General features: G+C 72.7%; 10 protein-coding genes. 4 read left to right on the forward strand and 6 right to left on the reverse strand.

What is annotated here, in order from left to right:
- Window positions 1-102: 102 nt before the first annotated feature.
- The 4 genes from EV284_RS24265 to EV284_RS24280 all read left to right on the forward strand — a co-directional run bounded on the left by EV284_RS24265 (window position 103) and on the right by EV284_RS24280 (window position 4,547).
- Window positions 103-594, forward strand: a complete 492-nt coding sequence (locus EV284_RS24265) for a MarR family transcriptional regulator (RefSeq protein ID WP_086690073.1) — start codon at window positions 103-105, stop codon at window positions 592-594.
- Between the two features lie 13 nt (window positions 595-607).
- Window positions 608-3,136, forward strand: coding sequence for an MFS transporter (locus EV284_RS24270; protein ID WP_130337677.1), 2,529 nt, complete (start codon window positions 608-610; stop codon window positions 3,134-3,136).
- A 93-nt stretch (window positions 3,137-3,229) separates the two neighbouring features.
- On the forward strand, window positions 3,230-4,051 hold the full coding sequence (locus EV284_RS24275; protein WP_130337679.1) for a YceI family protein: 822 nt from the start codon (window positions 3,230-3,232) through the stop codon (window positions 4,049-4,051).
- A 25-nt stretch (window positions 4,052-4,076) separates the two neighbouring features.
- Window positions 4,077-4,547 carry a PPOX class F420-dependent oxidoreductase gene (locus tag EV284_RS24280; protein ID WP_130337681.1) on the forward strand — a complete coding sequence of 157 codons (471 nt, stop codon included), beginning with the start codon at window positions 4,077-4,079 and terminating at the stop codon, window positions 4,545-4,547.
- A 39-nt stretch (window positions 4,548-4,586) separates the two neighbouring features.
- On the opposite strand, the gene EV284_RS24285 is transcribed toward EV284_RS24280, so the two are convergent.
- From EV284_RS24285 to EV284_RS24310, 6 genes are all read right to left on the reverse strand, one after another.
- Window positions 4,587-5,363: a TetR/AcrR family transcriptional regulator gene (locus EV284_RS24285; protein ID WP_242625811.1), complete on the reverse strand. Its 777-nt coding sequence runs from the start codon at window positions 5,361-5,363 to the stop codon at window positions 4,587-4,589.
- A 69-nt stretch (window positions 5,364-5,432) separates the two neighbouring features.
- Window positions 5,433-6,872: an MFS transporter gene (locus tag EV284_RS24290; RefSeq protein WP_130337683.1), complete on the reverse strand. Its 1,440-nt coding sequence runs from the start codon at window positions 6,870-6,872 to the stop codon at window positions 5,433-5,435.
- A gap of 64 nt (window positions 6,873-6,936) precedes the next feature.
- Window positions 6,937-9,159, reverse strand: coding sequence for a glycosyltransferase family 39 protein (locus tag EV284_RS24295; RefSeq protein ID WP_130337685.1), 2,223 nt, complete (start codon window positions 9,157-9,159; stop codon window positions 6,937-6,939).
- Window positions 9,156-10,481: a glycosyltransferase gene (locus tag EV284_RS24300; RefSeq protein WP_130337687.1), complete on the reverse strand. Its 1,326-nt coding sequence runs from the start codon at window positions 10,479-10,481 to the stop codon at window positions 9,156-9,158. Before EV284_RS24300 ends, EV284_RS24295 begins: the two co-directional genes overlap by 4 nt.
- A gap of 14 nt (window positions 10,482-10,495) precedes the next feature.
- Window positions 10,496-12,091 (reverse strand): HAMP domain-containing sensor histidine kinase, encoded by a 1,596-nt coding sequence (locus EV284_RS24305; protein WP_130337689.1) that lies wholly within the window; start codon window positions 12,089-12,091, stop codon window positions 10,496-10,498.
- Entirely contained in the window at window positions 12,088-12,828 is a 741-nt protein-coding gene (locus tag EV284_RS24310) for a response regulator transcription factor (protein ID WP_130337691.1), read from the reverse strand. Before EV284_RS24310 ends, EV284_RS24305 begins: the two co-directional genes overlap by 4 nt.
- Window positions 12,829-12,865 lie beyond the last annotated feature (37 nt).

Raw genomic sequence — 12,865 nt, forward strand, 5'->3', positions numbered from 1 at the left:
ACTTGTCTTTGCCAAGTTTTTGCGCCGCCGGCCACTGATCTATTTGCCTACAGCAACCAAGTATCCCTATGGTTGCCCAAAGCAACGAATACGGGAGGTGTGATGGCCGAGCAGGCGCAGTTCGAGGAGCTGGCACGTCAGCTCAGTGCCGTCGGCGCCGTGAAGCGCGACATCGGGCGGATACTCCCGCCCGACTGCCCGGCCGGTTCGGCCGCCGTGCTGACCCTGCTCGGCCGCCACGAGGAGATGCGCATGAGCAAGCTCGCCGAGCTGCTCGCCGTCGACATGTCGGTGACCAGCAGGCATGTCGCCCACGTGGCCGCGCGCGGCTGGATCGAGCGGTCGCCGGACCCGGCGGACAAGCGCTCGCGCATCCTGCGCCTGACGCCCGCGGGCAACGACCAGCTCGTGGAGCTGTCGCTGCGCACCAGCCGGCTGCTCGCCGAGCGGCTGAGCGACTGGACCGACGACGAGGTCGCCCAGCTCATCCAGCTCATGACCCGGCTGCGCGCGTCGTTCGGCGACTGCCGCTCCGGTGTGCCGAGACCGGCCGCCCCCGTTTCCGCAGAAACCCGTACACCCGCGATCACGTAAGTAAAGGAAGCCCATGGCAACGACCACACCATCCGGTGTGCGGGCTCACGCCAAGCACGGGGGCGGGGCCGACGAGGCCCCGATGACCCACCGGCAGATCATGGAGGCGCTCTCCGGGCTGCTGCTCGGCATGTTCGTGGCGATCCTGTCGTCCACGATCGTCTCCAACGCGCTCCCGCACATCATCGGTGACCTCGGCGGCGGCCAGTCCGCCTACACCTGGGTCGTCACCGCGGCCCTGCTGTCCATGACGGCCGCCACCCCCCTGTGGGGCAAGCTCGCCGACCTGTACAGCAAGAAGGCGCTCGTCCAGATAGCCCTGGTGATCTACGTCGTCGGCTCGATGGCGGCCGGTCTGTCGCAGAACCCCGGCATGCTGATCGCCTGCCGCGTCGTCCAGGGCATCGGCGTCGGCGGTCTGTCCGCCTTGGCGCAGATCGTCATGGCGGCGATGATCTCCCCGCGTGAGCGCGGCCGTTACTCCGGCTACCTCGGCGCGACCTTCGCCGTCGCCACCGTCGGCGGCCCGCTGCTCGGCGGCGTCATCACCGACACCTCGTGGCTCGGCTGGCGCTGGTGCTTCTACGTCGGCGTCCCCTTCGCGGTCCTCGCGCTGATCGTGCTCCAGAAGACCCTGCACCTGCCCGTGGTCAAGCGCGAGGTCAAGGTCGACTGGGGCGGCGCCGCGCTGATCTCCGCGGCCGTCTCGCTGCTGCTGGTCTGGGTCACCTTCGCCGGTGACAAGTACGACTGGCTGTCCTGGCAGACCTACGCGATGGTGGCCGGGTCGATCGTGCTCGGCGCGCTGTTCGTGCTCGTCGAGGCCAAGGCCAGCGAGCCGATCATCCCGCTGCGCCTGTTCAAGAACCGCACCATCACGCTGGCCTCGCTCGCCTCGCTGTTCGTCGGCGTCGCCATGTTCAGCGGCACCGTGTTCTTCAGCCAGTACTTCCAGCTCGCCCGCGACAAGTCCCCGACGATGTCCGGCGTCCTGACCATCCCGATGATCGGTGGTCTGTTCATCTCCTCGACCGTCTCGGGCCAGTTCATCACCCGTACCGGCCGCTGGAAGGCGTGGCTGGTCAGCGGTGGCGTCCTGGTCACCGCCGGACTGCTCCTGCTGGGCGGCATCCGGTACGACACGGACTACTGGAAGATGGCCATCTTCATGGCCCTGCTGGGTCTCGGCATCGGCATGATGATGCAGAACCTGGTGCTCGCCACGCAGAACCAGGTGGCGCCCTCCGACCTCGGCTCGGCCAGCTCCACGGTCACCTTCTTCCGCTCCCTGGGCGGCGCGGTGGGCGTCTCGGCGCTCGGCGCGGTGATGGCCCACCGGATCACGCACTACGTCACGGACGGCATCGGTTCGCTGAGCCCGAAGTACCAGGCCGCGATGGCGCAGTCCGGCTCGACCGACACCATCCCGGACATGAACACGCTGCCGGGTCCGATCCGGAACCTGCTGGAGAGCGCCTACGGCCACGGCATCGCCGATGTCTTCCTCATCGCGGGCTGCCTCGCCGCCGTCGCCTTCCTGATCACGCTGTTCATCAAGGAGGTCCCGCTGAAGACGAAGGGCGCGCTCGCGCAGTCCTCCGAGTCCGAGGCCCCCGTCACGGACCCGGCCGCCGCCCCCGCGGTCGCCGAGGCCCAGCAGGTCCCGGCGATGGCCTTCGCCACCACCGAGGGCGCCCCCTCGGCCGACGGCACGGCCGCCACGGCCGCGACCGCCCCGCAGGTGACGGCCGTCGCCATGGCCGGTGAGACCGCTCCGGCCGGCGGCACCCCGCTGCACGGCTTCGTGCGCGGCGCCGAGAGCGCCCCGGTCCCGGGAGCGGCGGTCACGCTGATCTCGCTGGCCGGCCGCCAGCTCGGCCGCGCGGTCGCCCAGGCCGACGGCTCCTACGCGCTGGCCGCCCCCGGCACCGGCTCGTACGTGCTGATCGCCTCCGCGGACGGCTTCCAGCCGCAGGCGTCCACCGTCGTGGTGGGCGAGGAGCCGCTGTCGTACGACATCCTGCTCAGCGGCACCAGCGGGCTGACCGGTGTGGTCCGGGCGGCCGGCAACGCGCTGCCGGTGAAGGACGCGATGGTCGTCGTCACCGATGTGCGCGGTGATCTGCTGGCCGCCGCGCAGACCGGCGAGCAGGGCGAGTTCGGGTTCACCGAGCTGGTGCCCGGCACCGTGACGATCGCGGTCAACGCCGCCGGCTACCGGCCGCGCGCGCTGCCCGTGGAGGTCGCCACCACCGGGGTCACCCGGGTGGAGGTCGACCTGGACACCGGCGCGCTGCTCAGCGGTGTCGTCCGGGCCCCGCACGGTCCGCTGGCCGACGCCCGCGTCACCCTGGTCGACCAGGCGGGCAACGTGGTCGGCACCGCCACCACCGGTGCGGACGGCGCGTACGCCTTCACCGACCTGGACGGCGGCGAGTACACCGTGATCGCCACGGGTTACCCGCCGGTGGCCACCGCGCTGACCGTCGCCGGTACCGGCACGGACGGCCACGACATCGAACTCGCCCACCCCGGCGAGTAGTTCCCCCGACCGGCCCGTGGCCCGCCCTTGAGAGCGGGTCACGGGCCGGTCCCCTGATCTACGCGCGCTCAGCCGCGCAGGGAGAAGAACGCCATGGCACTGACCGCGAGGATCCGCACCCGTGACGGCTGGGCCGTCTCGCACGCGGTGGTCACGGTGGCCGACATGACCGGTACGCAGGTGCTGCGGGCCGAGGCCGACGCCGAGGGCGTGGTGCGCGACGACACCGCGCTGGCTCCGGGGGCGTACACGGTGATCGTGACCGCCGTCGGGTACGCGCCCGTCGCCTCCAGCGCGCTGGTCACCGCGAGCGGCCGGGCCGAGGTCGGCGCGGTCACCCTGGCCCGGCAGGGCGGCAGCGAGCTGCCCCCGCCCGGCCCGTGGACCATCGATCCCGTGCACTCCTCGGTCGGCGCGGTCGCGCAGCACCTGGGCATCTCCAGCGTGCGGGGCCGGTTCACCGAGTTCGGCGGGAGCATCGAGATCGCGCCCGACGACATCACCAAGTCCCGCGTGGAGGCGGTCATCCGGGCCGAGTCCATCGACACCGGCAACGGGATGCGGGACACCCACCTGCGCTCGGCCGACTTCCTGGACGTGGCGACGTACCCGGAGCTGGCCTACCGCTCGGCCGGGCTGACCCAGGCCGGCCCCGACCGGTGGACCGTGCACGGCGAGCTGTCGATGCGCGGGATCGTCCGCCCGGTCGACCTGGACCTCGCCTACCTCGGCACCGGCGCCGACCCCTGGGGCGGCACGCGGGCCGCGTTCCGGGCGACGGCCGAGCTGCACCGGGACGACTTCGCCATGAACTACAACCAGGTCCTCCAGGCCGGCATCGCCGCCATCGGCACCACCCTGCGGATCGAGCTGGACATCCAGGCGGTCCAGGGCGACACGCTGCCGTCGCTCTGACAGGACACGCCCTAGGCTCGGCGGTATGGCACCCAACATCGCTACGAACACCCAAGTGACCCTGCCGGAACTGCTGGACTTCGTACGCCCCCGCCATCGCGCCATCCTGCTGACCCGGCGCTCCGACGGCTCCCCGCAAGGCTCCCCGCTGACCTGCGGGGTGGACGACTCCGGCCGGATCGTGGCCTCCACGTATCCGGAGCGGGCCAAGACCCGGAACGCCAGGCGGGACGAGCGGGTCAGCCTGATCGTGCTGAGCGACGAGTGGAACGGGCCCTGGGTCCAGATCGACGGCACGGCCGAGGTGCTCGACACGCCGGACTCCGTCGAGCCGCTGGTCGAGTACTACCGGAACATCGCCGGTGAGCACCCGGACTGGGACGAGTACCGCACGGCCATGGCCGAGCAGGGCAAGTCCATCATCCGCATCACACCGCAGCGGTGGGGGCCGGTGGCGACGGGCGGGTTCCCGGCGCGGCCGGCGTCCGACTCGTAGAGCAGCGTCGTGGTGGCCCGTGGCCGACCCTGGACGGGGTCAGCCGCGGGCCACCATCGCGTCGATGCCCGCGATCAGCAGCTCCAGCGCGAAGTCGAAGTCCCGGTCGAGCATCTCCTGCACCGTGTCCCCGCCGCGCGCGTCCATCAGGGCGCGGGACTCCCGCATGACCTCGGAGGTGCCGGCCACCTCGGAGGCGACGGTGAGGGACTGCTGGAAGTACTCGTCCACGCTCAGCCCGGTGTCCGCGATCCGGGCGTGGAAGTGGCCCTCGATCGTGCCGTAGCCGTACACGAACTGGAAGACGGCCGAGATCGCGCCCGTCACCCCGTGCGCGGGCAGCCCCGCCCGGCCGACCACCCGCTGCACCGTGCGGGAGAAGACCAGGGAGTTCGGGCCGATGTTGAGGAAGCGGCCCGCGATCGGGGAGAGCCAGGGGTGGCGGACCATCATCGCCCGGTACTCGGTCGCCAGGGTGCGCAACTGCTCACGCCAGTCGGCCTCCGTGTCCTGCGCGTCGGGCAGCGCGAGCTCGCCGAAGGCGGTGTCCAGGGCGAGTTCGAGCAGGTCGTCCTTGGTGTCGACGTACCAGTACAGGGACATCGCGGTCACGTTCAGCTCGCCCGCCAGGCGGCGCATGGAGAAGCGGTCCAGGCCGTCGGCGTCCAGCAGGGCGACCGAGGTCGCGGTGATCCGGTCCCGGTCGAGGCCGGAGGGCTGGCCGCCCCGGCCGCGCCGCTCCTTGCCGCTCACCCAGACGCTGCCGCGCCGCTCGGCCCTGGGGCGGTCCTCGTGGAGGCCGTCTTCCTTCACCACCGGGTTCCCCTCCGTGGGCCGTCGCTCACCGCACACCTTGCCAGGTCCGGGCGGCCCGGCCACCCCGGCTCAGACGGCATCGCGCTGGGCCCGCTTGAGCAGGGCCGCCGCGACCAGGCCACCGGCCAGCACGGAGACGGCGCCGACCAGCTGTCCGGCGCTGAGCCCGGCCGACAGGGTGCGGCCGTCGGCCAGGAAGGAGCTGAGCACCGCGCCGAGCACGGCCACCCCGAGACCGTTGCCGAACTCGGCCAGCGTGCCGTTGATCCCGGCACCGACCCCGGCCTTCTCCGGCGGGATGGCGCTCATGATCGCGTGCGCCATGGCGGGGTTGGCCAGCGCGCACCCGGCGCCGATCAGCACCAGCCCGAGCAGCGTCCCCGCGTACCCGGAGGAGGCCAGCTCGGCGATGGAGACCAGGCCGCCCGCCATCAGCGCCATGCCCAGCGCGATCGCCAACGGCGTGCCCAGCCGGGCCGCCCACTTGGCGGAGAGCCCGCTGAAGTTGAGCAGGACCACGGTGAGCGCCAGCGGCGCGGTGCGCGCGCCCGCCTCCAGGGGGCCGTAGCCGAGGACCAGCTGGAGGTGCTGGGTGAGCAGGAACAGCGCGCCGCCCATGCCGAAGGTGATGAGCACCGCGCCCGCGACCGCGCCGGTGAACCGGCGGTCCCGGAAGAACGCGAGGTCGAGCATCGGCTCCTCGACCCGGCTCTCCCAGTACGCGAACACCGCCAGCACGGCCACCGCCACGGCCGCCGAACCGAGCACGCGCGCCGAGGTCCAGCCGTGGTGCGGGCCGGAGATGACCGCGAAGACCAGGGCGGTCATGCCGATCGTGGAGAGCAGCGCGCCCAGGAGGTCGGGGCGGGCGGGCAGACCCGCGGCACCGACGGCACGGGTCGCCTTGGACTCGGGGACGAGGGCCACCACGGCGACCAGGCCCAGGGCGGCCACGGGGAGGTTGATCAGGAAGATCGCGCCCCACCAGAAGTGGTCGAGCACGAAGCCGCCGATCAGCGGGCCGGCCGCGAAGCCGAGCGAGTTGACCGCGGCCCAGATGCCGATCGCCTTCGGCTGCTCCTCGGGCGCGAAGATCTGCATGGCGACGGCGAGCGTGGTGGTCAGCAGCAGCGCGCCGCCGATGCCCATCCCCGCGCGGGCGGCGATCAACTGCCCCGTGGTGGTGGAGAGTCCGGCGGCCAGCGAGCCGAGCCCGAACACCGAGAGGCCCGCGATCAGCATCTTCTTGCGGCCGTACCGGTCGGCGGCGCTGCCCGCGGTGAGCAGCAGGCCGGACTGGACCAGCGAGTACGCGTTGATCATCCACTGGATGTCGGAGGTGGCCGCGTGCAGCCGGTGGGTGAGCGAGGGGATCGCCACGTTCAGCACGGTGTTGTCGAGCAGCACGGTGAGCTGGGCGAGGCAGATCACGCCGAGGATCAGCCAGCGGCGGGGGTGGCCCTCTGGGGCCTTCGGGAGCGGTGGTGCCGAGACGTCGGGAGCGGACATGCCGTACACCGTATAGCGATTTCCCTATACGGTGTACGGCATTATCGGCCGAGGGTGCTTCCGGTCAGCTCGCCTTCTTCCGGGTGAGGTCGTAGAAGGTGGCCGAACCGACCGTCACCTTCTGGAAGTTGGCCTCGACCCAGGTGCTGATGGCGGAGGCGGTGCCACTGGCGCCGCCCATACCGCCCCGGGCCTCGCCGGTGCGGCCCATGCCGCCGCCCATGCCCATGCCGCCGCCCGCGATGTAGTAGTGGATCTCACCCTGGGCGACGTACCGCTTGAACTGGGCGAGGGTCGGGGACGGGTCGGTGCCGTTGAAGCCGCCGATCGCCATCACCGCCTTCTCGGTGGCGAGTTGGTAGCCGGCCGCGTTCTGCGAGCCGGTGGAGGCGGCTACCCAGGTGTAGGAGCCGGCGTCGGCCAGGAGGAGCTTCCGGGCCTGGGCGGAGACGGTGGCGGCGTCGAGGAGGCCGCCCGCGCCGCCGGGGGCGCCCATGCGGCCGGATTCGCCGGTGCCGCCGGGGAAGCCCTGACCGCCCGAGAAGCCGCCACCGGGGAAGCCCTGGCCGTTCTGCCCGCCTTGGCCCTTGCTCTGGCCGTTGCCCTGACCGCCCTGGCCGGGGAAGCCACCGCCGGGGAAGCCCTGGCCCGCCGCACCACCGGGCGGGGTCCGGCCCTGACCCCGCCCGCCCGGCATCCCGCCGGGGAAGCCGCCGCGCGTTCCCTCGCCCCGGCCGCCCGGACGGCCGAAGCCCATCATGCTCGCGCCCGCCGGTCCGGCTGTCGGAATCGACCCGGTGTGAGCGGAGTTCACCGTGCTCAGCGTGTACGCCGCCGGCCCCGCCAGCGCCGCGGCCAGGCCCAGCGCGGCCGCGCCGAGCGCCAGGTTCCGGGGCGCGCGCCCGAGGAACAGCAACCCGAGCGCGGCGAGCAGCCCGCCGACCAGCACCAGCCACTTCAGCCAGGGCAGGTAGTCGGAGGTGCGGTTGAGCAGCACGTACCCCCAGGCGCCCGAGGCCACCGACGCGGTCGCCAGCGCCCAGCGCGCCCAGGTCTCCTCGCGGCGCTCCCACAGCAGCCCGGCGCCCATACCCGTCACGGCGGCGAGGTACGGGGCGAGAGCGACCGTGTAGTACTGGTGGAAGATGCCGGCCATGTAGCTGAAGACCGCCATGGTGATCAGCAGCGAGCCGCCCCAGACCAGGAACGACGCGCGGGTGACCGAGGTGCGGCCCAGCCTGCGGGTGGCCCACAGGCCGGCGGCGAGCAGGACCAGCGCGGCCGGGAGCAGCCAGGAGACCTGGCCGCCGACCTCGGCCCCGAACATCCGGTCCCAGCCGGTCGAGCCCCAGCGGCCACCGCCGCCCATGCCGCCGCCTCCGCCGCCGACGCTGCCGGTCTCGTCGCCGTTGATCCGGCCGAGCCCGTTGTAGCCGAAGGTCAGCTCCAGGAAGCTGTTGTGCTGCGAGCCGCCGATGTACGGGCGGGAGGAGGCCGGCCACAGCTCGACCACCGCGACCCACCAGCCGCCGGACACCACCAGCGCGAGCGTGGCCAGCCCGAGTTGCGCCAGCCGCTTGCCGACCCGCACCGGCGCGCAGACCGCGTGGACGATGGCCAGCGGAGGCAGGATCAGGAAGGCCTGGAGGGTCTTGGCGAGGAAGGCGAAGCCGATGGCCACGCCCGCCCAGACCAGCCAGCGGGTCCGGCCGTCCTCGACGGCACGGACGGTGAAGTAGCAGGCCAGCGTCATCAGCAGGGCCAGCATCGCGTCCGGGTTGTTGAACCGGAACATCATCGCCGCGACCGGGGTCAGCGCCAGCACCGCGCCCGCGACCAGACCGGCCACCGCGCCGGACCGGCGCCGTACGGCCGCGTACACGACCGCCACCGAGGCGACGCCCATGAGGACCTGGGGGACCAGGACCGCCCAGGAGTTCAGGCCGAAGGTCCGGACCGACAGCTCCATGGGCCACAGGAACGCCGAGGGCTTGTCGACGGTGATGGCGTTGCCGCCGTCCAGCGAGCCGAAGAAGAAGGCCTTCCACGAGGTGCTGCCCGCCTGGACGGCCGCCGAGTAGAAGGAGTTGGCGAAGCCGGAGGCGCTCAGGTCCCAGAGGTACAGCACGAAGGTCGCGGCGAGCAGCGCCCAGAGGGCGGGACGGGCCCAGCCCGGGTCCTCGGGACGGCCGCGCCACAGACGGCGGCCGAAGGGGGTCTTGGGACCGGCGCCCGGTGCGGGGGGCGTCCCGGCGGTCCGCGGGGGCCGGTCGTACTGGGTGGTCATCGGGGGTCCCCCGTGGAGATGGTGGTGGGTTCGGAGCCGGCGGCGGGTACGGCCGGGGCGGGTACGGACGCGGGGGCGGGGTCGCGGCGCTCCGGGAAGACCCAGGCGCGGAAGAGGAGGAAGCGCAGGACGGTCGCGGCGAGGTTGGCGACGACCAGGACCGCGATCTCGGTGCTGTGCGCGGGGCCGGCGGTGGCCGCGTTCAGCGCGGCCAGCGAACCACTCGTCAGAGCGAGGCCGATGGCGAAGACGACCAGCCCCTGCGCCTGGTGCCGTACCGCTCCGCCCCGGCCCCGCACCCCGAAGGTGAGGCGCCGGTTGGCGGCCGTGTTGGCGAGCGCGGAGAGCAGCAGGGCGAGCGCGTTGGCCGCCTGCGAGCCGCCGGACTGCCGGAAGAGGCTGTAGAGCAGCAGGTAGAAGAGGGTGGAGAGGCCGCCGACCACGCAGAACCCGACGAGCTGGCGGGCCAGACCCCTGGGCACGTCGGTGATCTCACGGTCGCGGGGGTCGTCGCCGAACGGCCGGGCCAGCCGGTCCAGTGGCAGCGATCCGGTGGTCAGCGCGCGCCCCACCCGCCACACGCCCTTCAGGTCGTCGGTCGCGGTGCGCACGATGCGCACGGTGGAGTCCGGGTCGTCGACCCAGTCGACCGGCACCTCGTGGATGCGCAGCCCCGCCCGCTCGGCCAGCACCAGCATCTCGGTGTCGAAGAACCACCCGGTGTCCTCCACCAGCGGCAGCAGCGCCTGGGCCACCTCGCGGCGGATCGCCTTGAAACCGCACTGGGCGTCGGAGAACCGCGCCTGGAGCGAGCCGCGCAGGATCAGGTTGTAGACCCGGCTGATGAACTCCCGCTTCGGGCCGCGCACCACCCGCGAGGTCCGGCTGAGCCGGGAGCCGATCGCCAGGTCGGAGTGGCCCGAGATCAGCGGGGCGACCAGCGGAAGCAGGGCGTTGAGGTCGGTGGAGAGGTCGACGTCCATGTACGCGAGGACCGGCGCGTCGGAGGCGGACCACACCGTGCGCAGGGCGCGTCCCCGGCCCTTGCGCTCCAGCCGGACGCTGGTCACGTCCGGGTGGCGGGCGGCGAGGTCGGCGGCGATGAGCGGGGTGCCGTCGGTGGAGGCGTTGTCCGCGATGGTGACCCGGAAGGCGTAGGGGAAGGTGCGCGCCAGGTGCTCCCGCAGTCCGAGCACACACCGGCGCAGGTCCTTCTCCTCGTTGTGGACGGGGATGACCACGTCCAGCACCGGGGTGCCGGCGGCCGTGGCCAAAAGGTGCTCCCGTGCCGGAAGGGTGCCGGGAGAAGAGTCGGTTCGCATGGGACCGACCCTTCTCAACTCCCCTGTCGTGCCCGTGTGGTGAGGCTGTGGTCCGGCTGTGAGTGGGTCGGCGGCTCGGTCCCGGCGGCGGGCAGCCGTACGGTGAACACGGTCCGGCCGGGCCGGCTCTCGACGTCCACGGTGCCGCCGTGCGCGGTGACCACGGCCCGCACGATGGCGAGGCCGAGCCCGGTGGAGCCGGTGGCGCGGGTGCGGGCGGAGTCGCCGCGCGCGAACCGCTCGAAGACATGCGGCAGCAGCGCGGGCGGGATGCCCGGACCGTCGTCCGCGACCTGGACGCACATCCGGTCGCCCTGACCGCGCACCCGCGCGGTCACCGTGGTTCCCGGCGGGGTGTGGCTGCGGGCGTTGCCCAGCAGGTTGACCAGGATCTGCTGGAGGCGCGCCGCGTCGGCGGTCACCGGCGCCGGTTCGTCGGGCAGGTCGAGCCGCCAGATGTGGTCGAGCCCGGCCGCGCGGGCGTCGCTGACCGTGTCCACGACCAGCGGGACCAGGTCGGTGCGGTGGAACTGGAGCGGACGGCCGGCGTCCAGCCGCGCGAGCAGCAGCAGGTCCTCCACCAGGAGGGTCATCCGGCCCGCCTCGGACTCGATCCGCGCCAGCGCGTGCCGGGTGTCCGGGCCGACCTGCTCCCCGCCGCGCCGGGTCAGCTCGGCGTAGCCGCGTATCGAGGCGAGCGGGGTGCGCAGCTCGTGGCTGGCGTCGGCGACGAAGCGCCGGACGCGGGTCTCGCTCTCCTGGCGGGCGCGCAGGGCGCCGTTGACGTGGTCGAGCATCCGGTTGAGCGCGGCGCCGACCCGGCCGACCTCGGTGTGCGGGTCGCACTCGGACTCCGGGACCCGCTCGCTGAGGTTCACCTCGCCGGAGTGCAGCGGGAGTTCGGAGACCCGGGTGGCGGTGCGGGCGACCCGGCGCAGGGGGCGGGTGGCGACACCGACGATGACCGTGCCGGCCAGCGAGGCCGCGACGAGCCCGGCGAGGGTGACGCAGACCTCGACCAGGATCAGGGTGTCGACGACGCCGTCCATGTCGGCGGTGGGGAGGGCGACGTAGTACCGGTCGGCGCTGTCGTGGCTCGCCGCGTACCGGACGAGGTAGTCGCCGAGGCCAGGGAGGTGGGCGGTGTGGGAGCCACCGTCCTGGGGGACGGTGGCGAGGGCCTCGGTCTGGGCCTGGCTGAGCCGGGCCGCGCGCATGCGCCGGAACACGCCGCTGCCGTCCTTCTGCTCGTCGGAGACGGCCCCGGAGACGATCGAGCCGTCGCGCACGTACGCGGCGACGGTCTGCTTCTGAACAGGTCCACGGGTGAGCAGGGTGGTGACCCGTTCGGCGGGGCTCTCGGCGGCCGCCGCCGAGGCGAGCGCGGCGGCGGCCGGGTCCAGCGGGCCGGGGCCGGCATGCGGGCGGCCGACCGCACGCTCGGCCATCTCCCGCACCTTGCCGTCGAGTTGCTGGTACAGGTGCTCATGGAGGGCCAGCGTGGTCACCGTACCGATCACCGCGCACACCACGGCGATCAGCACGACGGACGCGACGACCAGTCGCGTCCGCAGGGTGCGTGAGGTGCCCGCGCGGCGGACGAGCCTCACGACACGACGGGCTTGATCAGGTAGCCCGCCCCCCGACGGGTGTGGATCATCGGCTCACGGCCCGCGTCGATCTTCCGGCGCAGATAGGAGATGTACAGCTCCACGACGTTCGCCTGCCCGCCGAAGTCGTACGACCAGACCCGGTCCAGTATCTGCGCCTTGCTCAGCACCCGGCGCGGGTTGCGCATCAGGAAGCGGAGCAGCTCGAACTCGGTGGCGGTCAGATGGATGGACTCCTCGCCCCGCCAGACCTCGTGGCTGTCCTCGTCCAAGCTGAGGTCGCCCACCACCAGCACGGAGTCCGGGCGCCGGTCGCTGGCACCGGAGCGCCGGATCAGCCCGCGCAGCCGGGCCACGACCTCCTCCAGGCTGAACGGCTTGGTGACGTAGTCGTCCCCGCCCGCCGTGAGCCCGGCGACACGGTCCTCCACCGCGTCCTTGGCGGTGAGGAACAGCACCGGTACGTCCGGGAGTTCGCGGCGCAGCCGGCTCAGTACGGTCAGCCCGTCCATGTCCGGCAGCATCATGTCCAGGACCACCGCGTCGGGCCGGAACTCACGCGCCGCGCGCAGGGCGCCCTGCCCGTCCCCCGCGCTCCTTATCCGCCAGCCCTCGTAACGCAGCGCCATGCTCAGCAGTTCGGTGATCGACAGCTCGTCGTCCACCACCAGCACGCGGACGGGACTGCCGTCCGGCCTCAGCAGTTCGGTGCGCCCCTGGGGCGAGGTCGTGGTCATGGTGAGACCTTGTCCGCACCCTCTGAGAGAGCCCTTT

The organism is Streptomyces sp. BK022, assembly GCF_004217355.1.
Lineage (GTDB): Bacteria > Actinomycetota > Actinomycetes > Streptomycetales > Streptomycetaceae > Streptomyces > Streptomyces griseoluteus.

Bases quoted from the DNA above. Each gene is read 5' to 3' on its own strand.
- EV284_RS24265 (WP_086690073.1), top strand. From the start codon at position 103: ATGGCCGAGCAGGCGCAGTTCGAGGAGCTGGCACGTCAGCTCAGTGCC.
- EV284_RS24270 (WP_130337677.1), top strand. From the start codon at position 608: ATGGCAACGACCACACCATCCGGTGTGCGGGCTCACGCCAAGCACGGG.
- EV284_RS24275 (WP_130337679.1), top strand. From the start codon at position 3,230: ATGGCACTGACCGCGAGGATCCGCACCCGTGACGGCTGGGCCGTCTCG.
- EV284_RS24280 (WP_130337681.1), top strand. From the start codon at position 4,077: ATGGCACCCAACATCGCTACGAACACCCAAGTGACCCTGCCGGAACTG.
- EV284_RS24290 (WP_130337683.1), bottom strand. From the start codon at position 6,872: ATGTCCGCTCCCGACGTCTCGGCACCACCGCTCCCGAAGGCCCCAGAG.
- EV284_RS24295 (WP_130337685.1), bottom strand. From the start codon at position 9,159: ATGACCACCCAGTACGACCGGCCCCCGCGGACCGCCGGGACGCCCCCC.
- EV284_RS24300 (WP_130337687.1), bottom strand. From the start codon at position 10,481: ATGCGAACCGACTCTTCTCCCGGCACCCTTCCGGCACGGGAGCACCTT.
- EV284_RS24310 (WP_130337691.1), bottom strand. From the start codon at position 12,828: ATGACCACGACCTCGCCCCAGGGGCGCACCGAACTGCTGAGGCCGGAC.